Below are 26,296 nucleotides of genomic sequence, written 5' to 3'. Positions count from 1 at the left end.
GACCGAAAGAAGAGCCGAGGAAAACGGCACCTGGACGGTGCCGGGGTTCCAAAACCCTCCCCCATAAGCTCTTCCTCCGGTTTCTCCTCTCCCACGGGATGACGGTCGCAAGACCGTCGTCTTATTTTTCTTCCCAAGTGGTCGTCCCTCGGGACACCAACCGCCGCCGCTCGCGCCGAGGCACGTATCGCGCGTCGTTCACGCGAAAAGGCCCGGACGGACGTCCGCCCGGGTCGCCCGACGAACCGAACCCATGGGTCACGCAACCCCCGCCGCACAGCAATCGTTCGAGGCCCCAAACGCGGGACTACGGGACTACGCCCGTCAGTCGACTGGATGAAAAGCGATGGCCATGGTGCCGGGGCCCGCGTGACAGCCGATGACCGGCCCGACCGTCGCAGTGAGGACCTCCTCACACGGGAAGTCTCTCTCCATGACCTGCTTCAGGGCCGCCGCCTCATCCGGCGAGACCGCATGGATCACCGCCGCACGCAGCCTCTTCCCGGCAGGGGCGTGTTCCTTCACAACCGCGACCAGCCTTGCAAGAATCTTCTGCCTCGACCCCCGCACTTTCTCGTACGGCGCCACCTCGCCATCCTGGAGCCAGAGAAGCGGACGGATCGAGAGCACGGTGCCCAAGAACGCCGCGGCCCTACCTATCCGGCCGTTCTTTTGCAGATACTCGAGCGTGTCAACGGTGAAGAAGACCCTCACCTTCCCGACGAGATCCTGCGCCCTCGCAACGATGTCGTCCATGCTCGCTCCTTCCCTTGCCATCCGCGCAGCCTCCAGGACCACAAGCCCGTTCGCTGCCGAGGCGAGGCGCCCGTCTATAACCCGCACGGGCCCGCCTTTCACCATACTGGCCGCGATGGCTGCGGACTGGTACGTACCCGAAAGCCGGCTCGAAAGGTGTATCGAGACCACCCCGTCAGATTTCGATAGCAAGTCTTCGTAAACAACCTGGAAATCCCGGGGTGAGGGCTGAGAGGTCCTCGGGAGGACGCTGCTCGAAGTGAGCTTGGCGTAAAACTCCTCGCTCGAGAGGTCCACGCCGTCCCGGTATACCTCGTCTCCAAAGTGAACGAGCAACGGGACCACGGTGATCCCATAGTCGCTGTACAGGTGCGGTGGGAGATCGGCCGTGGAGTCCGTGACTATCGAGATGTTGGCCATGTGTTTTCGCCTCCCCGGTGCTGTCTATAAGGCCCAATCCCCAGGCCGACGGCCTCCACGCGCTCACCCTCACCAGGGCGCCGCCAGCCGCATCGCCTATTCTACGGACATGATGTAATAGTAGAGCGGCTGACCGCCGTAATGGACCTCGACCTCGCAATGGGGGTAAATGTCGGACAGCCGCTCCGCAAGGGCCTGCGCATCGCTGACATGCACATCTTGCCCGTAGTATATGGTGAGGAGCGAGCTTTCCTCGGTCACCATCTGGCTGGCCAAGCTCATCGCAACTTCGTCGCGGTCCTTTCCCGCTGCGCAGATCTCGCCGTCCTTGATCCCGATGATGTCGTTTTGGTCTATGCTGAACCCATTCATACTTGAGCTCCGGACCGCGTACGTCACCTCGCCCGTGCTCACGTTGGCCAGCGCCTCTCTCATCGCGCGTTCGTTTGCAGAAAGGTCAGCTGCGGCGTTGAACGCCACAAGCGCCGCGACCCCTTGGGGTATTGTCTTGGTGGGGACGACAGAGATGGTCTTGTCCACGAATTCCCTGACTTTGTCCGCCGTGAGGATCACATTGCTGTTGTTAGGAAGGATGATCACGCTTTTCGCGTTAACCTGACGGGCAGCGCTCGCAAGCTCTTCTATGGAGGGATTCATGGTCTGGCCGCCCTCAACCACGACGTCGGCACCGAGGCTCCGTAGGATCGTTGCGAGGCCCTCGCCGACCGCCACGGCGACGATGCCAACGGGTTTTTCGATCGACTCGGGCCGGGGCCCCGGCGCGAGCGGCCTCGACGTGCCGACCTGGCCGCTGGGCCTCTCCATCTCCAGAGTGACAGTGCTGGGCCCGTCCGCGGACGCCCGTCCTGCGGGGCCTTGCGCCTCGAACTCTTCGTGCTGGTCGGCCATGTTGTTTATCTGGATCTCATGGAGATCCCCGAACCGCAGACAGTACTCCAAGACTCGCCCTGGATGGCTCGTGTGGACGTGGACCTTGGCGACGTCGCTCGTCCCCACCACGAGCAGACAATCCCCGGCATCAGCGAGCTCTGTACGTATGCGGTCCAGCGGAAGGGCCCTTCCCTTCAGGAGCAACTCAGTGCAGTATGGAAACCGCAAGCTTTCCCTTACGGTCGCCTCGGGCTGCCGCGCGGCCTGTCCCGCGCCGCCTCCCCGCGCCACCTGAAGCACGGGCTCCTGGCGCGGCACCGTCACCTCGCCACGCAAAGACTTCACTATACCTTGCCAGAAGAACACAAGCCCTTGCCCTCCCGCGTCAACCACACCGGCTTCCTTCAGGGTGGGAAGCATCTCCGGAGTTCGTTCCAAGGCCCTCTGGGAGTCCTCGAGCACCTTCTCGGCAAGAGCACGAAGGCCGAGGCCCGCCCTGGCGCACTGGGTGGCGGAACGCGCCGCCTCCCGTGCAACGGTCAGCATCGTCCCCTCCACCGGCTTCATAACTGCCTTGTACGCCATGGCGGCCGCGCTTTGAAGTGCGCGTGCCAAGTCTTGGGGTTCGAGCTGAGCCTTGCCCTCGACCCCTTTCGCAAAACCCCGGAACAACTGAGAGAATATCACGCCTGAGTTGCCGCGCGCCCCCATGAGCGAGCCCATGGCGGCAGCATCCGCGATCTCCCAAAGTTCGCGTCCCTCGGCCTTCTCAACCTCGCGCACAGCCGAGAGAAGAGTGAGATGCATGTTCGTGCCCGTGTCGCCGTCAGGGACCGGAAACACGTTCAGAGAGTTCACGAACTCCTTATTCGCTCCCAGCCATTCGGTGCCGGCCATGATCGCGCGCGCAAGGGCTCCGGCATCGAGCAGATCACGCTTCAACGCGCTGGCCTCCTCTTGCCGGTCACGTGCGCCTATCCGTTCTGACATGCGTCACCCTCACACCTTGAACAGTTATGTTTACCTGCGCCACTTTGAGCCCGGTCATGCTCTCCACAACGTACCGCACCTTATCCATAACGTTCTGGGCGACCTCGGTGATCTTCGTGCCGTATTCGACGATGATGTAAAGCTCGATCACAACCTCGTCGCCGTCGAGCTTCACCTCCACGCCGCGGCTCATGTTCTCCATCCCGAGAAGCTCCGCGATACCGTCTTGAATGTTCCGCGAAGCCATCCCAACGAGGCCATAGCATTCCGTCGCCGCCATCCCGGCGATGAGCGCGATCACCTCGTCCGAAATGGTGATTTGGCCGAGTTCCGTGCTGACATCCTTGCCCATGAACCGCAGAACCCCCCTGCCCGCGCCGTCGCCCAGCACATCCCCGTGAAGACCGGACGTTTCTACATTCTCCGCACCGCAAGAAATTCCTTTTTGCTATCGTATGCTCGCCCGGGGCGCGCGTAGAATGGCCCGCGGTGCAGCCTGCGCAGGCTCGTTTGCGGCGCTTGCGTGGCCTGCGTCGCTATGATACAATACACCACGGGTCTTTGCAAGACAAGGAGGTGCTGGCCGTGTCATATCGGTGCGAGATCTGCGGTAAAAGCCCGCATGTAGGTAGACAGGTAAGCCATTCGGACATCAAGACTCCCCGCAAGTGGCTGCCGAACATCCGTCGGGTGAAGGCCATCGTCAACGGCGCCCCGAAGCGCATCTACGTGTGCACCAGGTGTCTTCGCTCAGGCAAGGTGGAGCGCGCCCGCTAACGAGCCCGACGGCGCGGGGCATTCGCGCATTCCATCGCTTCGATCTCGAGCTCGAACTCGACACCCTCGCGCGGATCACTCCCGAGCAACGTCGCTCCTGGAACCCGAAACCGCCCAGAGAGGCCCATGGCTTCCCTTCACAGCAAGGCGGCGTGTCGGGTTCTTTTGTTCACCAAGAGGCTAGGAGGCTAGGCCGGCCGATCGCCGCCCATCGCTCTCCGGGCGAATCAGGGGAAGAGAACTGAAGGCAGACCTGTCTGCTCATCAACGCCCTCCGCCGGGCCAGGCGCCCCCGGCCGCCGCGCCGGGACAGCCCCCAGGCTCACAGAAGCGGCTTGACGATGCTTTCGAGTTCCTCCCGGCTTGTCGCCCCGACGATGCGCGACCTTATGACGCCAGACTTGTCCACGACGACGGTCGTAGGTATGGCCTCGACCTTGTAAACGTTCGCCACGTCGCCAGAGAGGTCCAAGAGCACTGGGAAGACCATGCCCGCACTCCTCGCGAAGTCGCGCACCTGACTCTCGGGCTCGCGAAGGTTCACCGCGAGGATCACCACGCCGTCCTTTTCGTGGGCTTTGTAGAAGTCGACGAGGTCCGGGATCTCAGCTCTGCACGGCGGGCACCACGTGGCCCAGAAATTCACCACTACCACGGCCTTACCGCGATACGCCTCCAAGGAGGCCTCCCCACCGTCAAGCGTCCTCAGTATGAAGCCCCGGGCGAGGCCGCCTTCCTCCACCGACGGTGACAGCTCGCCAGGATGGTGTCCGAACCGGTCCGTTAGCGCGTAGCCGACGGCGCCGATGATGATGAGCGAGGCTATGAAAAGCAGGATCCGTTTCGTGCGCACGTTACGTCCTCCCTTGACTAGAGGTTTGGTGGGGTTTGCTTCTATCATAATACCCCACCGGGTATATTGCAAGCGTTACCAAGCTCCGCCGACACCTGGGGTGTGGCCGACAGCGCAACGAACCCCGAGTATGAGGTAGTACGGCCACCCCCACGGCGCGCGCACTTCGTGGGTCCGGCGGGGCGCTGGCGACCGATTCTCGCCGTCTATGCGGTCAATAGATGAGATAGAGGCGCACGCATGACCCGTGCGCCTCACAACCTCACACCAGACATGCAGAACATACTCACGGTTGAGGAATGGCAAGCCCGGCTACTCCGTGTTCTGAGAGCTTGATATCGGGATACGTGTCCTTGATTATCTCGGTTATCGTCCGGATGGACTTGATCTTGAGCCTCGCAAGGTCTTGCAGAGCGGCCTCCGACGCACCCCAGGGCGCATACATGCCCACGCTCGTGCCGCTCTCCATCTTAAAATAGCACGGCGCCGCGACCCTCGCTATCTCTGGTGTCTCGTAGAACCTATTCATTCCGCCCCACGTATCGAATATCTGGATGTGCACATCCATCGGAATGTCGACGACCTTCCGCATGGCGGCGAGCGCCGAAAGGGAGCTGTCTGCGATCGGGTTGAACGTCCCAGCGCCGAGGCTCTGCAACAGCTTCGCACCAGCAGCGTTGGCGTGACCTGCGAAGATGGACACCTTGAACGTCACATCCTCCGGCAGGTCGCCGTTCTTTTTCATCTCGTTCAGCACCATGAGAACGCCTTCATCCCAGACCAGGAAGCCGCGGAACCCGATCTCCACGGCACGCATCACGTCATACACGTAATGCGCCAGCATGTCGCACCCACGCAAGCGCATGCCGCAGATCGCGCCTTCCGGAGTCGTTATCTGTCGCCCGGAGTACCATGTGGGCCTCGGCCCCGGGGTAAGTATGACCTCGACCCTCTCATCATGAGCGACCCTTGCAAACTCCGCAAGCTCGTCCCGGGTAGCCCATGTTGCGCCCCGCACCACCGATATCGCACGATGGAACGGGACCCGCTGTCTCTTCGCCTCTTCGATGCAAGCCCTCAGCACTGCCGTGGTCTCTATGCCCGACACCTCGACGCGCCAATGGGCCCCATCCGGAAACCTCTTCGTGGAACTCGGCAGCTCCGCAAGATCCCGCCCAGGAACACCCGCCCGCTCGATAGCTTCGCGCACGCTCGTCATGTCCAAGTGGCAACACCTCCGTGCAGCTTACGTTCGGCTGGCACAAGCTGCCGCCCCGCCAATGCGGCGCGGCGAAGGCAGCGGCAGCTGGCTGTCACCGGCTGTCAAGGGACTTCAGGAACTCGGCAAGTTTCTCCGCCTCACCCTCCTTCATTTTGTAGGTGTGCTTTTCCTCGGGGAAAGCAAGCCCCCTAACATCGCGGATGTACTCGGATATGGCACCCGTGATGATCTCGGCAAGATTGGCGTATTTCTTCACAAACTTAGGCGTGAACGCCTCCACGAGCCCGAGCATGTCACCGTTTATCAGAAGCTGACCGTCGCAATGCAGTCCAGCGCCGATACCGAGGACGGGAATAGCGAGTCTCTTCGTTATCGCCTCCCCGACCTCAGGCGGGATGGCCTCGAGGAGTATTGCAAACGCCCCTGCCTCCTGGATGGCGATGGCGTCCAGGATGAGTTCGCGAGCGGCCTCGGCCGTCCGTCCCTGCGCCTTGAACCCGCCGAGTTGGCCCGAGCTTTGCGGGGTCAGGCCGATGTGCCCCATCACGGGGATACCAGCGTCGACTATGGCCTTCATTTGGTTTATGACCCGCCTCCCGCCCTCAAGCTTGATGGCGTCCATCTGAGCTTCCTTCATGAACCGGCCTGCGTTTTCCACGGCTTTCTCCGTCGAAGACTGATACGACATGAACGGCATGTCGCCAATGACAAAGGTATTCGGCGCTCCCCTACGGACCGCACGAGCATGGATGATCATCTCGTCCATGGTAACAGGAATCGTTCCCGGAAGCCCGTACACGACCATTCCGAGCGAGTCGCCGACGAGAAGCATGTCGATGCCCGCCTTCTCAGCGAACGACGCGATGGGATAGTCGTACGCCGTGAGAAAAGTGATCTTCTCTCCTTTTCGCTTCATGTCCACAAAGTCGAGAACGGTCTTCTTCGCCATCGGAAACACCCTCCTTTTCCCTGCTGGTCACCGGGGTCCTTGCCTCACCAGACTAGTCTTACGTCGTCGAGCAAGGCGGTCCACGCCCACCCGGAGCACTCGAACCTCAAGGATTTGAGGAAGGCCGGCCGTGGGACTAGCGTGCTCAGGTTATAAGACCTGGACGTCCACTTCCCAAGCTCCACGAACTCCGCGAAACTGTCTACACCTCCCTCCAAGGGCAGATGGAAGTAGTACGATCTGACGAAGGAGTGCTCAACACCATCTCTGTCGAGGTAAGTCAAGACGACCTTCAGCGGGTAGGTCGAGCCCGTCGTATACTCCTTCAGCGTGTAGTCGTCGAGCCGCATGTCAAACGACAGGAACACCAGGCCGAACGCTGGCAATTCCGCATCGATCCGCTGCTCGAGCGAACAGGAGCCCGCCTCGAACGTAGGCGGACGCGAGATCTTCAGTACGTGCTGACGCTCGCCGTCGGCCACGACCGACCACGACGCGGCCCGCGAGCCCGCAGCCTCGCTGTGGCGCCAGGTCCAACCCGCAATGTTGCCAGCAGCGAAATCGCCGTTCACGGGCACCGCAACAGGCGAGGGGGGTGCCGCGGCCGTGGTAAAGGACCACGAGTAATCCTGTTGCATTTCAACCCCTTGGGAGTCCCTCGCGCTCCTGCTCACCACCACCTTGTAAGTGGTGGAATACCGCAACGGCTTGGCCGGGACTATCACCATGATCGCCTTGTTGTTGAGGAACTGCCAGCTCGATGGGTATACGAGTTGAAGCGCTGGCGAGACGTTTACCGACTGTATTGTCGAGGCCTCATCCATGGGTTCGCTGAAAACGATGTGGATGGCGGTGTCGACCGGCACGTACCGCATGCCGTCGGACGGGTACACCTGTACGACCCTCGGCGGCTCCGGTCGTGGAGTAGGCTCCCCGGCGATCAAAGCTCCACCAGGTGCCGATATCAGGATCATCAAAAGAACGAACGCACAGGCCGCAGTCACTCGGAATCCAACCGGTTTAGGCATCACGTCGCCTCCTCGTCCCCGACCCGCACGGCGTCGGCTTCGGCGCGGGTCGGCGTCTCACGCACCCCGGGGCCAGAAAACCCTCAGCTCCCGGCCCATTTACCTGAGCCCGGCTCCCCAGTTGGGGATGGAATTCGCTATCGAGACACGATCTCCTCCTCAGCCCGTCTCCCCGGCGCCTGGGACGCGTGAGAGCCGACTCGGGGCAGTACGACTCTGCGGACGCGGAGTCTGCGCGGCCCTACCACGGGCATGAGGCGAGCTGCGCACCGTTGTCGGCGTAGAGGATACGCACGATGTGATCCTCGATGAGCGCGACAGTCCCCCGCCTGTCACGCGCTTTCGAGAGGGCAGGGCTGCCCGGGTTGAGGATGAGCCCGCCTTCGTTTCCGAAAGGCCTTTCGACGCCCGGGACGTGGGTGTGGCCGGTCACAACCAGATCCAGGCGGTAGCGATGCAACAGACCAGCCATGGCCTCGCCTGCTATCAGATGCCCGTGATGCACGAGAATGTACCTTCCCTCGACCACGGCGAGGACATACGGTGCCTGCATTGGCACGTTCAGCACGAGCTGGTCAATATCGGCATCGCAGTTTCCCCTTGCGATCAAGAGCCGACCGCCGTAAGTGTTTATGGCTTCCGCCAGGCCCTTGGCGTCGTGACCGTCCGGAAGAGGGTTCCTGGGGCCGTGGTACAACACGTCCCCCGCGTGAAGCAAGATATCCACCTTGCCTAGCACAGCGAGGGCTTTGTTCCACGCCGTGAGGGAACCGTGTGTATCGCTTATAACACCGATGCGCACGCGTTAGCACCTCCCAGAGAGGGGATTCTTGCAGCAAGAGGCGTCCACTATGCCTGTGGGCGCCTGCGAGCCTTCGGTAATCGCCGAAGCGACCCGACGTACCAGCTCGCCGTCGTATTTCAGCAAAGAGACAGCGTCCTGCCACGGCACAAAGCAAGCGGCGCTGATCCCCTCCTCCCGCTGGGGAGACGGCGTCACGTCGCTCCCCGCGCCGTCGTCGCTCGAACCGTGTGCCTCGCGTCCCACAAACCAATGGACCACCTTGTCCACGGGCTCCCCGGAGCACTCCGAGAGATACGTATACGAGGTCGTGCCAGCTGTCCCCAGCACAACGGCACGAATGCCCGTCTCCTCCTCCACCTCACGCAGAGCCGCCTCCTCGACGGTCTCGCCGGCCTCAACCTTGCCCTTGGGAAGGACCCACTCGCCGAAACGATTCCTGATGATGAGGACCTGGTCGCCCCTGAAGACGATTATCCCTGCGCTAACCTCTTTCTTTCGCACGGGCTCGTTCATTCCACGCCCTCGCTTTCCTCTGGCAGCGTTGTCATCGCCCCCGGGGCGCCCTTGCTCGCAGCCGCGCCCGAGCCGGCGCCCGAGCCCGCGACACGCAGGCGCTCCACGCTGATCACGACCTTGTGGCCGTTCACGTCCCACTCCTGCGTAAGCTCCCCACGGGTCTCCGCAGCCGGGGGCTCCCCCCTGAACTCCAGCTCCTCCGAGAGCGTCTCGTCCATAAGATAGGCGCGGTACGCCTCGCACGCGCGTCTGACCGCTGCATCAGCCCAGAACACCGTGCGGATGCGGTCCTCGATGTCGAAATTCGCCTGTTTGCGCATGCTCTGGATCTTGTTCACCATCTCGCGTGCGAGGCCTTCCATGACAAGCTCGGGAGTGAGGCGTGTGTCCAGCGCAACCGAGACCCCGCCCTCGCCCTCCACCGCGTAGCCTTCCCTCTCGACGGTCTCCACGCTGACCTCGTCGCGATTCACCTGTACCGCCGAGCCTCGGACGAGAACATCCACCTTCCCGGCACGGTCCATCTCCCTGACGGCTTCTTCAGGGTCCATGGCAAGTAGAGCTGCCACGACCTCCTTGACCAGCTTGCCGTGCTTGGGACCGAGAAGGTCATATCTGGGCTTCACTTTGTGCGCCACGAATTCGCCCGTGTCAGATGCGACCCGAACCACCTTCACGTTGAGCTCCTCTCTTATGAGGGGTTCCAGGGCAGTGACCGCGCGTTCGCCCTCAGGGCTGCCAGCGACAACCACCATCTCGGCGAGAGGTTGACGGTTCTTGATGTTCACCCTGTTCCTGGCGGCCCGGCCGAGGGTGACGACGTTTCGCACGAATGCCATGTCCCGCTCCAACTCAGAGTCAACAAGGGTCTCATCGCACTTTGGGTAGTCGCACAGATGGACGCTCTCCGGAGCGTCTTTCCGCCTTTCACCCTCGAGGTTCCTATATACCTCCTCTGCGACGAACGGTGTGAACGGCGCTAGAAGCTTCGCGACACCCACCAGCATCTCGTGAAGGGTGAGATACGCCGCGACCTTGTCCTCGGTCATCTCTGCTCCCCAATACCGCCGCCTAGACCTTCGCACATACCAATTGCTCAGGTCATCCACGAACTCCTCGATGGCCCGAGCAGCGCTGGTGATGTTGTACTCATCGAGCTCGCTCCGGACCTTCGCCGAAAGGCCGTTGAAGCGGGATATTATCCACTTGTCGAGGAGGGAGCGACGGCTCACGTCGAGTTGGTGCTGTTCAGGATCGAACCCATCCACGTTCGCGTAGAGCACGTAGAAGGAGTACACGTTCCAAAGGGTCGAAAGGAACCTGCGGCGCGACTCACCGACTGCCTCCATATAGAACCGCGTTGGGTTCCAAGGCGGGTTGACCGTGTAGAGGTACCACCTGAAGGCATCCGCGCCGTAGGTGTTGAACACCTCCCACGTATCCACGACGTTCCCTTTTCTCTTGCTCATCTTCTGGCCCTCAGCGTCCAGAATGTGCCCGAGCACGAGCACGTTCCGGAAAGACGGCCTGTCGAAGATGAGGGTCGATATGACTAGGAGCGTATAGAACCATCCCCGCGTCTGGTCAATGGCTTCACATATGAAGTCCGCCGGGAAGTTCCGTTCGAACTCCTCCTTGTTCTCGAACGGGTAATGCCACTGCGCGAACGGCATCGACCCCGAGTCGAACCACGCATCTATGACCTCGCGGGTACGGCGCATGATCCCCCCGCACTCGGGACAACGCAGCTCGACCTGGTCGATGTACGGCCTGTGCAGCTCGAGCTTGTCTGGAAGCTTCGTGGCCATGCTCTTTAGCTCGGCCACGCTCCCGACGCAATGCTGCTTCCCGCAGCTTTGGCATATCCATACCGGGAGAGGCGTGCCCCAGTAACGTTCGCGGCTCACCGCCCAGTCTATGACGTTCTCAAGGAAGTTGCCCATCCGGCCATCCTTGATGTAATCCGGATGCCAGTTGATGGCAGCGTTGTTGCGGAGGAGCGCCTCTTTCACCGCGGTCGTTCTGATGAACCATGAAGTCCGAGCATAGTACAGGAGCGGTGTGTCACAACGCCAGCAAAACGGATAGGTGTGCCTGTACATCTCGCTCCGGTAAAGCTTTCCTTCCTGCTGCAGCCTCTGGATGATCAGGGGATCCGCCTCTTTAACGAACATCCCCTTCCATGGCTCCACGGCCTCCACGAACCGGCCTTCCGCATCGACGAGTTGCACCACGGGAAGGCCGTGCTCGACCGCAGCGGACATGTCGTCCTCGCCGAAGGCTGGCGCGATGTGGACTATGCCGGTGCCTTCCTCAAGCGTAACGAAATCCCCCGTGACCACGTACCACGCCCGCTTATCAGGGCGAGCAAACGGAAAGAGAGGCTCGTACTCCCTTCCCGCCAGCTGCGCACCTGAGAACTCCTCCACTATCTCATAGCCCTCCCGCACCGCTGCGTCCAGCAGCCCTTTCGCGAGGATGAACCGCTCGCCGGTTCGGTCGAGCCTGACCTTGACGTACGTGAAGTCCTTGGAGACCGCCAGGGCGACGTTGGAAGGAAGGGTCCACGGCGTGGTGGTCCAGGCGAGGAAAAACGTGTCATCCTCGCCCTTGACCTTGAACTTCACGAACACGGAGGGGTCCTCCACCTCTGAATACCCCTGCGCCACCTCGTGGCTTGAGAGGGCCGTGCCACAGCGAGGGCAGTACGGAACGACCTTGTGGCCTTGATAGAGCAAGCCTTTGTCCCATATCTGTCGCAACGCCCACCAGACCGACTCGATATAGTCGTCGGTGTACGTGATGTATGCCTTATCGAGGTCGATCCAGAACCCCACGCGTTCCGTCATGCGCTCCCACTCTCGCTTGTACCGGAACACGCTCTCTTTGCACTTCTCGATGAACCTCTCGACCCCGTAGTCTTCTATCTGTTTCTTTCCGCTTATCCCGAGCTCTTTCTCGATCTCGAGCTCGACCGGCAGGCCATGAGTGTCCCACCCACCCTTCCTGGGGACGTAGTACCCGGCCATCGTCCGGTATCGCGGGACCAGGTCTTTCATCGCCCTGGTCAACACGTGCCCCGGATGAGGGAGGGCGTTCGCCGTCGGCGGCCCCTCATAGAACACGAACCTCGGGTTGCCCTCGCTCTTCTCGAGCGTCTTCTTGAAAACATCGTGTTCCGCCCAGTACTTTAGGATCTCCTGCTCCATCCTGGGGAAACTCGCATCCGGATCGACCTTCCTGAACACAGCAGCAAACCTCCCTGCAACACCACTTCACTCAAAGACCTCCGCCTCGGTCATCTTGCTACTAGGAATCAAAAGCCTCCCGTCCCACAACAAGGGACGGGAGGCAAACCTCCCGCGGTACCACCCGGGTTGACCGCATCTCTCGCGGCCCTCTCGCGGGCACAGGTCACCTGAGGCCACCTCAGGTATACGCATGCCCTGCCTCTCTATCGGGAGGATCCGGCGGCGTCTACTCTCGGCCTCCACCGCAGGCATCTTGGCCGATTTCGCACCGCAACTCAAGGGTGATTTTCGGCAGCCGCCGAGCCCCGGCTCCCACCGGCCCCGGTTCGCTTCACTCCAGTGGCGGCCTACTCTTCCCTCTCATCGTCGTTGCCACTTATCGGCTTTGACCCAGTCACCATAATCTGACTAGGCTTAGTCTACCATAGCAGCGTCACCGCGTCAACCACGACGCACCGGTCCCCTACCAAGGGGAATCCTCTTGATAAACGGCAGCTTTGGGGTGTCATGCGTTATCACCTGCGGCCCCGGTAGGAGGCCTTGGCCGCACTTTTCGCACACCTCCGACCCGTCAGGATTCGTCGTCCCGCAATTGGGGCACTGGATCACCTTGGGCTCACCCCCTCCCTCGCGCAAAAGCCGTTCCTCGCTATTTATATGCTTGGGAAGCACCAGGGTTACGAGTCCAAAGCCGCGCAGGGCGCCCCGCAGACGGCTGCAGGCGAGCCACAGGCACGCCGGTGCGTCGAGCCGCGGTGCGACGCCGAAATCGTCTTGGTCTTGCCCTCTACTTGACAAGGTTCACTTGGATCATGGTTATGACCTTCGTGTCCTGCCCGTTGCCTGCATACGTGACCATCTCAGATGCCTCGAGTTTAGCGAGCCTGCCGGAGGAAAGGTAGAACGTCCCCGTGCCCGTATACGTGTAGTCCCTCGAGTTGGCCCTGCCCTTTCGAGAGGCCTCGTACTTCACCTTGAAAGCGTCCTGAGAGCCCACCCTCTCGATGCCGTCGAACTCGTAAGTGCGTCTTTCCATAGCAAGACCACCGTTTGCGGTGGAGTAGAGCTCGTCGTTCACCGTCCACTTCTCTCCAACGATGACAGGCCTCGCGGGCAGGATCACCTGCGCCAACCACAGAGTCTCCACCTGGCGACCGTCCCACGGCTTCAGCCCCTCGGCTTCGAGGATCCGCCCCGTCCTCTCGAGGGTAAGGTAATAGCGGAACGGCTCCAGATTGCGCGCTTCTCCTCCTTCCGGCGTGACGGTGCCGGCACAGGTCACTGTCTGATGGATCTTCCCGTCAGCCGTGGCAGCGCTCTCGACCTTGACGTCCTCCCGGTAAAGGTTGGTCATGCGTCTTGTCCCTGAGTATATGGTCTCACTGATGAGCACCTGGTACCACAGGGTCTCTCCCTTCTTGATGTCGTACTGAAGCAGGTACGACGGAGGACCAGCCTCGGCGACGCCCGACTGAAAGCGCATAGGCACAGCGAGGCCACCTAGAAGGGCAGCAAGAACCCAGACCCGCATCCCCCATATCCCGAGATGAATCTTTCTCCGTCGGCCGTCGGTGGACCGGCCCGGACCATTCCCGCCCATGGCAAATCCCCCTTCAGTGGGTGGCAGACTCATAGCGGCCGGGCGCGCATTACGCGCTCGGAACTCAAACCCGCTTTGCAGCAGGGCAAATGAAAGCAAGGGCCCTGCATCTACAGACTCAGATTATAGAGTACTTCTTACTGCCTTGTGAAACTCCTCTTCGTCCCACCAGGTAATTCATATCTTGGGGCAATCGTGTCAGCCCGGCGCCACGTCACCGTGGACCCGAGCATAAGCCGGGCAAGCTCCGTGCCCTCGGCTCGCAGGCTCCGCCCGAGCTCATCTCGAGGGTTCAGCCCGCGCCTCGCGTCTCGGGCGAAATGCGCTGGCCGGTGGCTCGTGCACCGCAGCAGGCAGCTTGTAGACGTGCTCCACCACAGAAAGAAGCCCGCATCACACGATGCGGGCTGCCGCGAGGCTTTGGCTCGAAATGCCTGCGGCCCATGTAGGAGGTTGGGAGCTGGAAACATCCCGGCGCCCGGCTTCCGGGGGCTACCCGGGAGCCGGGGCCTGAATGTAGCGATTCATATCAGGCCGTGCGGCCTGCAACGGCCCTAGGGCATCCGCCGCTCGGTCAGAACCGCGCCCTCGCATGATAGTGGGTGTGCAGGAGCTCGTGTGCCTTCTCGCTAAGGGGTTTCCCAAGGAATTCCCTGTAGAGCTCCTGGACCGCCGGGTTGAGGTGCGATTTGCGCAGCGGCATGTGCTTATCCTCTTCGTAAATGGCCGCGATCCTCTTCTTTCGTATCTCGTCGTTCGTGGGTATGGGCTGACCGCCGCCGCCGATACACCCACCCGGGCACGCCATTATCTCGATGAAATGGTAGTTGGCTTCGCCGCTCTTCACGCCCTCCAAAAGACGCCTGGCGTTCCCGAGGCCGTGCGCGACTGCGACGCGAACGTGTGTTCCATCGAGGTCGATCTCTGCTTCCTTCACCCCATCGAAGCCCCTGACCGGAACGAAGTCGATGTCGTCCAGCTCGCGGTCGAGGACCACCTCAGACACGGTCCGGAGCGCCGCCTCCATCACGCCGCCCGTCACCCCGAATATGGCGCCCGCGCCGGTGGACATACCGAGGGGCGGGTCGAACGCCTCAGGCTCGAGGGAGCCCAGGTCTATCCCGGCCTCGCGGATCATCCTCCCGAGCTCCCTCGTGGTGAGCACCGCATCCACGTCGGCATACCCGCTCGCCGTCATCTCCGGCCTCCTGGCCTCAAACTTCTTGGCAGTGCAAGGCATCACGGACACCACAAAGATATCCTTCGGGTCGATGCCAGCTTTCTCTGCATAGTACGTCTTTGCAACCGCGCCGAACATCTGTTGAGGCGACTTGCACGTTGAGAGGTGAGGCAGGAGCTCGGGGTAGAAGTGCTCTATGAACTTGATCCAGCCTGGGCTGCACGACGTGATGAGAGGCAACGTGCCGCCTTCGCGCAAGCGCTGGAGGAACTCATGCCCCTCTTCCATGATGGTGAGGTCTGCCGCGAAGTCCGTGTCGAACACCCTATCGAACCCGAGCCTGCGTAAGGCAGCTACGAGCTGCCCGGTGACCCGGCTGCCGGGTTCGAGCCAGCACTCCTCGCCGATGCTTGCACGGATAGCGGGGGCGGTCTGCACGAGCACGTGCTTCGATGGGTCTGCGAGGGCCTGCCACACAGCCTCCGTCTCGTCCCGTTCCTTCAACGCCCCCGTGGGACACACCAACACACACTGCCCGCACAGCGAACACACTGCGCTCATGAGCTCGTCTCCGAAAGCCGGCGCGATCATGGTTCCGAAGCCCCTGTTGTTCGGAGCGAGCGCGAAGACGGTCTGCACCTTCTGGCACACGCTCATGCAACGCCTGCACAGAATGCACTTGTTCGGATCTCGCACGATGGACGGGCTCGACGTGTCGACAGGGAACTTGGCTCGTTCGCCCGGGTACTCAATGTCGCGTGTCCCGAACCTTTCAGCCAACGCCTGCAACTCGCAGTTTCCGTTCCGCTCGCAAGTGAGGCACTCGAAAGGATGGTTCGATATGATGAGCTCAAGCACCGTGCGACGCGCTTCGCGCACCGCCGGGGTGTTCGTGTGAACGACCATATCCTGAGCAGCCGGGGTGACGCACGAGGCCTGGAGGGACTTCGCACCCTCGATCTCCACCACACAGACCCTGCACACGCCGACGGCGTTCACGTCCTTCAGGTAACAGAGAGTGGGCACGTCGATCCCGGCCGCCCTCGCAGCATCCAAAACCGTCGAGCCTCTCGGGACTTCCACCTTGCGACCGTCAATTGTGAGACTAATCATGTCCATCATGGCTCACGCTCCATTCCTCAGTCCTTCACGTCGCACCGCAGGCACCGGGACGCCTCGTAAAGGGCGGCTGCTTCACTGAGCCTCGATACGACCTCATCGAAGTTGCCTTTTCTTTCGGAGACGGGCAGGTGTTCCGGATGCTGACGGATCATACGCTCCTCATGGATTTCCCCGGCGAGCTCTCTCCCGAGGTCGGGGCTTACCGGGATCTTCCCGGTCCCACCGAGGAACTTGTCTATTTCCTCGGCGGCCCGCCTGCCGTCTGCGATCGCTTGGATCACGGTGTCCGGACCGTTAACGCAGTCTCCACCGGCGAAGACGCCGGGCTCGCCGGTCGCGCGGGTCCTCGGGTCTGCGACTATCGTAGACCACTTGGTGACCTCGATTCGTGACCCAGCCGGCACCACCGATGCGTCCGGCCTTTGGCTGATGGCGGATATCACTGTATCCACGTCGATGACGAACTCCGAGCCCTCGATCGGGACAGGGCGTCTGCGGCCGGTGCGGTCGAACTCGCCAAGAGACATGCGGACGCACTCCATGTTCGTAAGCTTGCCGGCGCTTCCGATCATCCTGGACGGCGCAGTCAGGAAATGGATCTTAACCCCTTCCCGCTCCGCCTCGGCTATCTCGGACTTGTCGGCCGGCATGTCCTCCCGCTGCCGCCTGTAGATTATGTGGACCTCCTTCGCGCCGAGCCGCAAGGCGGTGCGGGCCGCGTCTATGGCGGCGTTGCCGCCACCTATGACCGCGACCTTCTTCCCCACCTTCCGGCGGCCGTTTAGGTTCACCTCTCGCAGAAACTCCACCGCGCCGATGACTCCATCGAGGTCCTCACCGGGCACGCCCAGCTTCTGGCTGACGTTCGCACCGACCGCGATGAAGATCGCCTTATAGCCCTGCGCCTTCAGCTCCTCCAGGGTTATGTCCTTGCCCACCGCGACCCCGGTGCGTATCTCGACGCCCCTGCGGCATATCGCGAGGATCTCCGCGTCCAGAACATCCTTCGGCAGCCGGTACTCGGGAATGCCCACCCTGAGCATCCCACCGGCCTCGGGGAGTGCCTCGAACACCGTGACCTCGTACCCAAACCCTGCAAGGTAATACGCGGCTGTGAGCCCCGCGGGCCCCGACCCGATGATGGCGACCTTGGAATCCTTGCGGACGGCCGGACGGTCCGGTGGCAGCGGGTTCATGAGCTCCCAATCAGCCGCAAACCTCTTCAGCTCACATATGGCTACCGCCTCATCCAGCTGAGCCCGCCTGCACTTGCCCTCGCACGGGTGGGTGCATACCCGCCCGCACACCGCTGGGAATGGGTTCTTCTCCTTTATGAGCCTGACAGCGTCCTGATATCTCTTTTGCCTTATCAGGCTGATGTACCTTGGGACGTCGACCCCGGCCGGGCACGCGTTCTGACACGGGGCCTCGAACAGCGCGGCGCACACCGACGCCGGACACCGCTTGTCGCGGATGTGAGCCTCATACTCGTCTCTGAAGTACCGTATCGTGGTGAGCACGGGGTTCGGAGCCGTCTGGCCAAGGCCGCACAGGGCGGTCTCCTTGATCCAGGTGCCCAGCTTCACTAGACGTTCGATGTCTCCCTCGCGTCCCTCGCCGCGCGTGATCCTCGTCAGGATCTCGAGCATCCTCTTCGTTCCGATACGGCACGGAGCGCACTTGCCGCACGATTCGTCCTGCGTGAACTCGAGGAAGAACCGGGCCAGGTCGACCATGCACGTGTCCTCGTCCATGACGATGAGGCCGCCCGAGCCCATGATCGTGCCGAGCTCCTTCAAAGACTCATAGTCAACGGGGGTGTTGAGAAACTCCGCTGGCACGCACCCGCCTGACGGGCCTCCGGTCTGCGCGGCCTTGAATTTCTTGCCGCCTGGGATGCCGCCCCCGATATCGAAGATTATCTCGCCAAGCGACGTACCCATCGGCACCTCGACGAGGCCCGTGTTGTTTATCTTCCCGGCTAAGGCAAACACCTTGGTGCCTTTGCTCTTCTCTGTGCCGATGCTGGCGAACCACTCCGGCCCTTTCAGGATTATGGGCGGGATGTTCGCGTACGTCTCGACGTTGTTGATGAGAGTGGGTTTCGCCCACAGGCCCTCGTTTGCCGGGAACGGGGGCCTCGGCCGCGGTTCACCACGCTTCCCCTCCACCGAGGCCAGGAGCGCCGTCTCCTCCCCGCAGACGAACGCGCCCGCGCCGACCCTGATGTCAAGGTCGAAGTCGAACCCCTTCCCGAATATGTCCTTGCCCAGCACTCCGTACTCCCGAGCTTGCATTATGGCGTGCGTGAGATGCTTGACTGCCAAGGGGTACTCAGCTCGCACGTACACGTACCCCTGAGACGCACCCACCGCATAGCCTGCGATCGCCATAGCCTCTATGACACTGTGGGGATCACCCTCCAGCACGCTCCTATCCATGAACGCACCGGGGTCACCCTCGTCGGCGTTGCAGACCACGTATTTCTGGTCGGCCTTGGCCCTGCGCGTGAAATCCCACTTGAGGCCGGTCGGGAACCCAGCCCCGCCGCGCCCGCGCAGCCCCGAGCGCTTTACGACGTCCACCACCTGCTCCGGCGTCATCTCCGTAAGGACCTTCGCAAGGGCAACGTAACCGTCCTCAGCGATGTACTCCTCTATGTTGAGCGGGTCTATCTTGCCGGTGTTGCGCAGGGCGATCCTGAGCTGCCTGTTGAAAAACGTAATGTCTCCGTATGTCGGTACCCGCTGCTGGGTATCGGGAGCTTCATACAGCAGGCGCTGGACTATCCTTCCTTTCAGCAGATGCTCACGGGCGATCTCCCTGGCATCCTCGGGCCTGAGCTTCCGGTACAGGACCCCTTCGGGGTATATGATGGCAACCGGGCCGAGCTCGCAAGGACCCATGCACCCGGTGCTCACCACTCTGACCTCACCAGCAAGGCCGCACTTTGCTATTTCATCCACGAAAGCCTCTTGAACCTCTTTGCACCCAGAGGAAACGCAGCCTGCGCCGCCACACACCAGGACATGCGCACGGTAGGAATCCATGTGACCAGCCTCCTTACTCTCAGGCGGCGACGTTACGCCGCGACGGTCCGGAAGACTCTCCCTCGCGTGACCCCGCCTAGTCGTATTTGGCAAGGATGTCTTTGAGCTTATCCGGCTTCATCCGCGCATAGATGTCGTCATCGACCCTCACCACCGGGCCGAGGCCGCACGCGCCCATGCAACGGACAACCTCCATGGAGAACTTGCCGTCGCTCGTGGTGTCCTTGGCCCGGATGCCCAGGTCTTGCTCCAGCTTCTTCAGGATGTCTTCAGCGCCCCTCACGTAGCAGGCTGTGCCCTTGCACACGCTGATCTGATGCCGCCCTTTGGGTTTGAGCGAGAAGAGCGCGTAGAACGTAACCACGCTGTACACCTCGCTCAACGGAACACCGAGCCCCTCCGCCACCATGGTCTGGATCTCCCTGGGCAGGTACCCGACGACCTGCTGCGCCTCGTGAAGAACCTGGATGAGCACGCCGGGCCTTCCCCGATAGTGCTCGATGATCTCTCTCACCTTGGCCTTCTGCTCCTCGGACACTCCGCCGAAACATGTGCACTCTTCACACGCCATCCCGATTCCTCCTTCGTCGCCGCGGCAGGACGCCGACCCCCGCCGCGCAACTACCGCCCGCAACCATAGCAAGAACCGTGCCGCTTGTGAAGGTTATCACAATGGATCCGTCCAGGCGCGTCCAACCCATTGTGCCGTCTGTCACAATCTCGTTCGCCCACCCCCGGCTCGCCCGGAGCGATGCACCGCGCCTAATGCACAGTCGCATCACGGACTGCCGATCGAAAGTGACCGCTCCCGTGCAAGAGGGGGTCGCGGCATGTCGGCGCCCGCCACGTACCGCGCCACGTACCGCGGCATCGCGACCACCACCCCCTACGCCGCCTATGCGAGATCCCGCCTGCCCCTCCTCCCGGCTTTCCTCGCAGCGCACCCAAGTATGACGCCACGAGACCGCCGGGGTCACCCACGTGATGCCATCCCGGCTGAGTTAAGGCCCGCAAGGCCGTTGCCAGGGCCGCGCAAATCGGCAGCTACTAGGCAAGTTCAACAGCATCTATCGCAAGTTGTCGTCTGTTCTTGGAGTGACAGGGCTACCGGTGCTTGCACAACGGGGCGTGGAGAATTCGGCGAGCTCGGGCGCCAAATCAAATCCGGACGAGGTGCGCCGCAAACGCGTCGTCCCCAGAGGGCGTGGCCGGCAACCCTAGGCAAGTCGCGCGTTGAGAGACAGACCACGCACCGCCTGCGCCGGCGTTCGCCGTGGGACCACCGCAAACAGACTAATGCGCCGATGCATCATGAAATGCACCGGCGCATTCCCCCACGTCCACAACGTCACCGTGGTCGCTGAATGCGTCAAGCCGTCCGCATGGAGAGACGCGGCGCGGTGACCCGCGCTCTCGCCCAGCGGTGACCCCGACTCTTATCGCGCCTTGGCCGAAGGAGCGGTCGCGCCGCGCGTTGCGGCGTATTTCTTTATCTTCCGCACCACGGTGGATTGATTGACTCCGAGAAGCTTGGCTATGCTGTACGTGCTCCTGTTCTCAGCGAGCGCGCGCTGGATGAGCTGCCTCTCGACTTCCTCCACGGCCTGGCGGAGCGGCATGATCCCGCCCACCACCACGTGCGGCTGGCTCACCCCGCCTTCCTCAAGGATCGCCTTGGGCAGATCCCTCACGGTGATCTCATCGCCCTCGACGGTAACCACCAACCGTTCGATGAGGTTCTCGAGCTCCCTAACGTTCCCAGGCCACGAGTATCGCGTCAAGACCTCGCGCGCGTCCTCGCTGATGACCTTCTTGTAGCCATGGGCGCTGTTATACCTGTCAAGGAAATGGTAGATAAGGGGGATCACGTCGTCAGGCCGCTCGCGCAGGGGCGGAATGGTGATGGGGACGACGTTCAGCCGGTAGAAGAGGTCCGCGCGGAACTCCCCCCTCGCCACCATGGCCGCGAGGTCGCGATTGGTCGCTGCGATTATGCGGATGTCCACGTTCAGGGGCTTCACCCCGCCCACCCGCACGAGCTTTCGCTCCTGGATGACCTGCAACAGCTTCACCTGGAGGTCGGTGGGAAGCTCCGATATCTCGTCGAGGAACAGCGTTCCCCCGGCGGCCATCTCGATCATCCCGGGCTTGCCCTCGCGCCTCGCGCCGGTGAACGCACCTGCCTCGTACCCGAAGAGCTCGGACTCCAGTAGGGACCCCGGAATGGCGCCGCAATTGATGTTGACGAACGGGCCGTTCCGGCGCGGCCCGCTCATGTGAATGAATCGCGCCACGACCTCCTTGCCAACGCCGGATTCCCCAAGGATAAGGACGGTGGTGTTCACCGGGGCCACCTTCGCGGCCAGCTGCAGGACACGCCCCATCTCCACGCTGTACGCCACCACCGCTGGATATCCAGCTCCCGAACCGCCCCGGCGGCGAGTATGACTGACGCACAGAGTCGGGGCCTCGCTCTCGCGACAGTCCTTCGCGCCCTCTTCGCCCTCGCCCTGCCCGCCCGTGGCAGGCGAGGGAGCCTGATGCGCGTGACGACCTCGCCCAAGCATCTCGCGGGCCGCCCGGACCAGCGTACCTCGCTCGAGCCCCGGCAACGCCGAGACGAAGGCGCCGTCGGCCGCCTGCGCCGCGCGGCCACCCGCCGCGAGCAGCCACAGCACGCCTTCCGCGCCCCCACCCAACACTAGAGCGCGCTCAGGGCACAGCCTGAAGCACTCTCCGCACCCGTCACACTTGGACGCATCCACGGCGGGCGCATGCCCGCTCGCGCAGGACATCGCCCCGGACGGACATCCCGCCACGCACTTGCCGCACTGCGTGCACCGTTCGGGATCAACCAGGACATGCGACGGCATCTATCTCCCTCCGGGGCAATTATACACCACATCTCGATGGGCGTATAGCGAAGCGAGGAAGCGAGAGACGCGACGCATGCCGGTCGGCGCGACCGACCGGCGGGAGGTCAGGAGTCGCCCTGCTGCCGCCCTCCGATGCCGACGGCCGCTGCCCGGCTGAGCTCCTCTTTGTACTGAAGGAGATACAGCTGGTAGTAAATGCCCCTCTTCGCGAGAAGCTCCTGGTGTGTGCCGATCTCACGCACCCTGCCCTTGTGGATCACGACTATCTTGTCAGCATTTTGGATAGTTGACAGCCTGTGGGCCACCACCAACGTCGTCCTGCCACGCACGAGCCTGGCGAGGGCATCCTGGATAAGCGCCTCTGTCTCCGTGTCGATGTTCGCCGTAGCCTCGTCGAGCACCAGGATGGCAGGGTCGAATGCGAGAGCCCTGGCGAATGCGAGGAGTTGCCGCTGGCCCGCCGACAGGGTCACCCCCCGCTCTTTCACTTCGGCGCGATACCCGCCGGGCAGCCGCCTTATGAACGCGTCGGCGTTCACGTGCCTCGCGGCCTCCTGCACGTCACTCTCGCTGATCTCAGTGTTGTTGAGCCTAATGTTGCTCTCGATGTCCCCCGTGAAGAGGAACACATCCTGCTGCACCACCCCGATGTAGCGGCGAAGCTCACGCCTGGGGATGTCCCGGATGTCAACGCCATCTATAAGGATCCTCCCGCGCGAGATTTCATACATCCTGCCTATCAGGCTGATGATGGATGTCTTGCCCGCCCCCGTGGCGCCCACGAAGGCGCAAGTCTCGCCCGGCTCGACCTTGAAGCTCACGTCCTTCAAGACCCAGTCCTCGCCGTTGTACGCGAACCATACGTTCTGGAACTCTATGCTTCCACGCGGCCGCCCCAGCGACGCGGGCTTCGCCGGATCAGGCTCCCGCGCGTCAGTGTCGAGGAGCATGAATATCCTCTCCGATGCGGCCATGGCTGACTGCATAATGTTGTACTTGTCCGTCAGATCTTCGATAGGCCGGAAGAACTGTTGGACGTAGTTAATGAACGCATACAACACCCCGAACTCGAGCCTTCCAGCGAGCACCCGGCCGCCTCCGTACCATACAAGCAGCGCCAGCGCCAGGGATGACACGAGGTCCATAGCGGGCCTAAAGATGGCGTACACCTGGAGTTCGCGCATGTTGGCCGCGAGGTAATCCCTGTTTATCGAGTCGAACTCCTCATATTTCTTCCTTTCGCGCCCGAATATCTGGATGATCCTCATCCCGGAGATGTTTTCGGCGAGCGTCGCGTTGATCCGGGCGAGCCTCGTGCGTACGAGCCGGTATGCCTCGCGGGCCTTCGCGCGGAAGAGCACCGTAACCCCGATGATGATCGGGACGGTCGAAAGGCTTACGAGCGCAAGCTCGAGGTTCATCCTGAGCATCACAACGATGATGCCCACAAGCAAGAACAGGTCTTTGAACAAGTTCACCAGCACCGACGTGTACATCTCGTTCAGGGCCTCAGTGTCGTTGGTGACCCTCGTGACTAGTCGGCCGACGGGGTTCTTGTCGAAGAACGACAGCGAAAGCTCCTGTAGATGGCGGAATATCTCCACCCGCATGTTGAAGATGATCTTCTGTCCGGTGTATTGGAGGATGTAGACCTGCGCGTAGTTCAGGACGAACCCGAGGATCATCGCGCCAAGGAGAGCGAGGGCGAGCTTCAACACACCTGCTGCGTCCCGCGCCTTGAACGCACGCACCTCTTCGGGCGTAAGCTCGTCCCTGGTTGCGGCCTCGCTCTCGCTCGAGGGATCGCCCATGACGAGGAAATACCGCCCGTCCGCAAACTCGATCCGCGCGGGACAGCCGGACGTTGGGTCTCCCTCGCCGTCGTGGCGCGGAAAGCTCTTCGGAAGCCACTTCTCGCGCACGAACACCATGCCGCGTATGGCGACGCCTGGGAACGGCTCCTGGCCGGGCGAGAAAGCGAGCATGGGCGCGCCCAACGCGTTGATGTGGTCGTCGATGGCTATCTTGGTCAAGTAAGGTTGCGCGAGGTCCGTTAGGGTGATGACGAAGAGGAGGATCACGCACACGACCAGATGCTTCCTGTACGGGGCCGCGTACCTGAGCAGGCGCCTCATCAACCTCGCGTCGTATGCTTTCCCAATAGCCTCTTCTTCCTGGATGCCTGGCATGGATCACGTCTCCTCAGTGGAGGTTAGCTCTTCTTCGAGCAGCTGGCGCTCGTAGATGTCGGCGTAAATGCCCCCGGCGGCCACAAGGGACTCGTGGTCGCCCTGCTCTACGATCTCGCCGTCATCCAGCACGATAATCTCGTCCGCCTCTTTCAGGGTGGATATCCTGTGGGATATGAGAATGGTCGTCCGTTGTCGCATGATGCCTCGTAGCGACTTCAGGATCCTCTCCTCTGTCTCCGTGTCCACAGCGGAGAAGCAGTCGTCAAGGATGAGTATCCTTGGATTCTTCACAATCGCCCTCGCTATCGCGATCCTCTGCTTCTGTCCGCCGGACAGCGTTACCCCGCGCTCGCCCACTATCGTGCCAAACCCCTCGGGGAACCCGCGCACGTCGTCCGCCACGCCCGCGATCTCGGCTGCCTTCTCGATCTCCTCGGGTGAGAAATCGTCAGAGGCAAAGCCGATGTTCTCCCGGACAGACGACGAGAACAGGAAGTTGTCCTGCGGAACGTACCCGATGTCGCGGCGTAAGACGGCGAGGGGGATCTTGTTGATGTCGACGCCGTCCATGAGAAGCTGGCCCGGGCCGGGATTGTAGAGGCGCAAGAGAAGGCTGACAAGGGTTGTCTTCCCGCTTCCGGTCCTGCCTAGTATCCCCAGGGTGCGCCCAGCAGGGATCCTGAGGTCGATGTTGCGGAGAGCCGGACGGTCCTGGCCAGGATAGGCGAACAGGAGACCCCGAAACTCGATCTCTCCCTCAAGCCGGCTTACGGGGGCGAGATCCGTTGAATCCTCAACCTCCGGCCTCGTGGAGAATATCACGTTCAACCTGTCCATGGAGGCCATGCCTCTTTGCAGAGTGTTGACGACCCATCCGATGGCCATCATGGGCCAGGTAGCCATACCGAGGTAGCCCCCGAAGGCCACGAAGTCCCCCAGGCTGATATCGCCGGAGATCACGAGCCTGCCGCCGTATCCGAGAACCACCACGAAACCCAAGCCCGCGATGAACTGGACCAGCGGCCAGAAGAGGCCCCAGATCCTGACGAGGTGCATGTTGGCGTCGACCACGCGCTGGGCGACCTCGGTGAACTTTCCCACCTCCGACTCTTCCTGCACGAACGCCTTGACCACCCGTATGCCGCTCAGATTCTCCTGGGTTCGGTCGGTGAGGTCCGCGAACGTCTTCTGGACAGTTAGGAATCTCAGATGTATGACACGTGAGAAATGGGTCACGACCAGGGCAACGAACGGAAGAGGCGCCAGCCCGAGTGCCACCAACCGCAGGTCTATGGTGCGTACAAGGATGGCGACAGTGGCGATCGTGAGGAAGGCCGCGTCCACCGACATGACCACGCCTTGCGCCAGAGCGTGCCTCACGGCATGGATATCGTTGGTCGCGTGCGCCATTAAATCGCCGGTCTTGTGGTTGTTGAAGAAACTCGCGGAGAGGGTCTCCAGGTGTCCAAAGAACTTGTTCCTCAGCGTGTAGTCGATGAGGCGAGCGGTGCCCATTATGTACATCCGCCAGAAGTATCTGCCCACCCCAACCAGCACGGCGATGCCCACGATGAGGCCGACGTAACGCGCAAGGCCGCTCGCGTCGAGCTTGCCAGCGCGGACCTCGTCCGTCACCCTCCCGAGGATGCGCGGAACCACAAGCTGCAGGGCATCGACCGCCACCAGGAAAAGAACGCCCAGGGTATACCTGGACTTGTAGCGTACAAAGAAGTCTTTCAGAAGCCCAAATCTACGCCGCACAGGCTCCAACCTCAAAGCCGCGCTTGAGGCGCGTTGGTGGGAAAAGACCCCCTCTGG

19 protein-coding genes are annotated in these 26,296 nt (G+C 62.0%); 1 reads left to right on the top strand and 18 read right to left on the bottom strand.

The features are described 5' to 3' along the window. Positions 1–324 precede the first annotated feature (324 nt). The 3 genes from GX515_07185 to GX515_07175 all read right to left on the bottom strand — a co-directional run bounded on the left by GX515_07185 (position 325) and on the right by GX515_07175 (position 3,409). Positions 325–1,176, bottom strand: coding sequence for a DegV family protein (locus tag GX515_07185; protein ID HHY32794.1), 852 nt, complete (start codon positions 1,174–1,176; stop codon positions 325–327). 96 nt (positions 1,177–1,272) lie between these two features. Continuing rightward, the gene (locus GX515_07180; GenBank protein HHY32793.1) at positions 1,273–3,009 is read right to left on the bottom strand and encodes a DAK2 domain-containing protein; all 1,737 of its coding nucleotides are present in this window, start codon (positions 3,007–3,009) and stop codon (positions 1,273–1,275) included. A gap of 22 nt (positions 3,010–3,031) precedes the next feature. Beyond that, the gene (locus tag GX515_07175) at positions 3,032–3,409 is read right to left on the bottom strand and encodes an Asp23/Gls24 family envelope stress response protein (GenBank protein HHY32792.1); all 378 of its coding nucleotides are present in this window, start codon (positions 3,407–3,409) and stop codon (positions 3,032–3,034) included. Between the two features lie 233 nt (positions 3,410–3,642). Here GX515_07175 and GX515_07170 point away from each other — a divergent pair, with 233 nt between their 5' ends. Then, on the top strand, positions 3,643–3,834 hold the full coding sequence (locus GX515_07170) for a 50S ribosomal protein L28 (protein HHY32791.1): 192 nt from the start codon (positions 3,643–3,645) through the stop codon (positions 3,832–3,834). A 322-nt stretch (positions 3,835–4,156) separates the two neighbouring features. On the opposite strand, the gene GX515_07165 is transcribed toward GX515_07170, so the two are convergent. The 15 genes from GX515_07165 to GX515_07095 form a co-directional block, all read right to left on the bottom strand. Further along, positions 4,157–4,687 (bottom strand): TlpA family protein disulfide reductase, encoded by a 531-nt coding sequence (locus GX515_07165; GenBank protein HHY32790.1) that lies wholly within the window; start codon positions 4,685–4,687, stop codon positions 4,157–4,159. A gap of 286 nt (positions 4,688–4,973) precedes the next feature. Then, on the bottom strand, positions 4,974–5,912 hold the full coding sequence (locus GX515_07160) for a hypothetical protein (GenBank protein ID HHY32789.1): 939 nt from the start codon (positions 5,910–5,912) through the stop codon (positions 4,974–4,976). Positions 5,913–6,000: 88 nt separating this feature from the next. Continuing rightward, entirely contained in the window at positions 6,001–6,858 is an 858-nt protein-coding gene (panB, locus tag GX515_07155; protein ID HHY32788.1) for a 3-methyl-2-oxobutanoate hydroxymethyltransferase, read from the bottom strand. Positions 6,859–6,902: 44 nt separating this feature from the next. Continuing rightward, positions 6,903–7,886 carry an Ig-like domain-containing protein gene (locus GX515_07150; protein HHY32787.1) on the bottom strand — a complete coding sequence of 328 codons (984 nt, stop codon included), beginning with the start codon at positions 7,884–7,886 and terminating at the stop codon, positions 6,903–6,905. Positions 7,887–8,127: 241 nt separating this feature from the next. After that, positions 8,128–8,688, bottom strand: a complete 561-nt coding sequence (gene yfcE, locus GX515_07145; GenBank protein HHY32786.1) for a phosphodiesterase — start codon at positions 8,686–8,688, stop codon at positions 8,128–8,130. A 3-nt stretch (positions 8,689–8,691) separates the two neighbouring features. Next, positions 8,692–9,204, bottom strand: coding sequence for an NUDIX hydrolase (locus tag GX515_07140; protein HHY32785.1), 513 nt, complete (start codon positions 9,202–9,204; stop codon positions 8,692–8,694). Next, positions 9,201–12,455 carry an isoleucine--tRNA ligase gene (locus tag GX515_07135; GenBank protein HHY32784.1) on the bottom strand — a complete coding sequence of 1,085 codons (3,255 nt, stop codon included), beginning with the start codon at positions 12,453–12,455 and terminating at the stop codon, positions 9,201–9,203. Before GX515_07135 ends, GX515_07140 begins: the two co-directional genes overlap by 4 nt. A gap of 444 nt (positions 12,456–12,899) precedes the next feature. After that, positions 12,900–13,094: a zinc ribbon domain-containing protein gene (locus GX515_07130; protein ID HHY32783.1), complete on the bottom strand. Its 195-nt coding sequence runs from the start codon at positions 13,092–13,094 to the stop codon at positions 12,900–12,902. A gap of 151 nt (positions 13,095–13,245) precedes the next feature. Beyond that, positions 13,246–14,058, bottom strand: coding sequence for a hypothetical protein (locus tag GX515_07125; protein ID HHY32782.1), 813 nt, complete (start codon positions 14,056–14,058; stop codon positions 13,246–13,248). A 574-nt stretch (positions 14,059–14,632) separates the two neighbouring features. Beyond that, positions 14,633–16,357: a 2Fe-2S iron-sulfur cluster binding domain-containing protein gene (locus GX515_07120; protein ID HHY32781.1), complete on the bottom strand. Its 1,725-nt coding sequence runs from the start codon at positions 16,355–16,357 to the stop codon at positions 14,633–14,635. 20 nt (positions 16,358–16,377) lie between these two features. Beyond that, positions 16,378–19,410 carry an NADH-quinone oxidoreductase subunit NuoF gene (gene nuoF / locus GX515_07115; GenBank protein ID HHY32780.1) on the bottom strand — a complete coding sequence of 1,011 codons (3,033 nt, stop codon included), beginning with the start codon at positions 19,408–19,410 and terminating at the stop codon, positions 16,378–16,380. Positions 19,411–19,486: 76 nt separating this feature from the next. Beyond that, positions 19,487–19,981: an NADH-quinone oxidoreductase subunit NuoE gene (nuoE, locus tag GX515_07110; protein HHY32779.1), complete on the bottom strand. Its 495-nt coding sequence runs from the start codon at positions 19,979–19,981 to the stop codon at positions 19,487–19,489. A gap of 865 nt (positions 19,982–20,846) precedes the next feature. Beyond that, positions 20,847–22,283: a sigma 54-interacting transcriptional regulator gene (locus tag GX515_07105; GenBank protein ID HHY32778.1), complete on the bottom strand. Its 1,437-nt coding sequence runs from the start codon at positions 22,281–22,283 to the stop codon at positions 20,847–20,849. Positions 22,284–22,390: 107 nt separating this feature from the next. Then, on the bottom strand, positions 22,391–24,475 hold the full coding sequence (locus GX515_07100; protein ID HHY32777.1) for an ABC transporter ATP-binding protein: 2,085 nt from the start codon (positions 24,473–24,475) through the stop codon (positions 22,391–22,393). Positions 24,476–24,478: 3 nt separating this feature from the next. Then, complete coding sequence (locus tag GX515_07095) at positions 24,479–26,218, bottom strand: ABC transporter ATP-binding protein (protein HHY32776.1); 1,740 nt, start codon at positions 26,216–26,218, stop codon at positions 24,479–24,481. Between the last annotated feature and the right edge of the window lie 78 nt (positions 26,219–26,296).

Source organism: Bacillota bacterium (assembly GCA_012842395.1).
GTDB lineage: Bacteria > Bacillota > SHA-98 > UBA4971 > UBA4971 > UBA6256.
The sequence above is the reverse complement of the archived record's forward strand: the minus strand, read 5'-3'. Positions and strand labels throughout refer to the sequence as shown.

Coding starts and splice junctions, on each gene's coding strand:
- GX515_07185 (HHY32794.1), bottom strand. CDS start 1,176: ATGGCCAACATCTCGATAGTCACGGACTCCACGGCCGATCTCCCACCG.
- GX515_07175 (HHY32792.1), bottom strand. CDS start 3,409: ATGGGCAAGGATGTCAGCACGGAACTCGGCCAAATCACCATTTCGGAC.
- panB (HHY32788.1), bottom strand. CDS start 6,858: ATGGCGAAGAAGACCGTTCTCGACTTTGTGGACATGAAGCGAAAAGGA.
- GX515_07150 (HHY32787.1), bottom strand. CDS start 7,886: ATGCCTAAACCGGTTGGATTCCGAGTGACTGCGGCCTGTGCGTTCGTT.
- GX515_07140 (HHY32785.1), bottom strand. CDS start 9,204: ATGAACGAGCCCGTGCGAAAGAAAGAGGTTAGCGCAGGGATAATCGTC.
- GX515_07125 (HHY32782.1), bottom strand. CDS start 14,058: ATGGGCGGGAATGGTCCGGGCCGGTCCACCGACGGCCGACGGAGAAAG.
- GX515_07120 (HHY32781.1), bottom strand. CDS start 16,357: ATGGACATGATTAGTCTCACAATTGACGGTCGCAAGGTGGAAGTCCCG.
- nuoF (HHY32780.1), bottom strand. CDS start 19,410: ATGGATTCCTACCGTGCGCATGTCCTGGTGTGTGGCGGCGCAGGCTGC.
- nuoE (HHY32779.1), bottom strand. CDS start 19,981: ATGGCGTGTGAAGAGTGCACATGTTTCGGCGGAGTGTCCGAGGAGCAG.
- GX515_07105 (HHY32778.1), bottom strand. CDS start 22,283: ATGCCGTCGCATGTCCTGGTTGATCCCGAACGGTGCACGCAGTGCGGC.
- GX515_07100 (HHY32777.1), bottom strand. CDS start 24,475: ATGCCAGGCATCCAGGAAGAAGAGGCTATTGGGAAAGCATACGACGCG.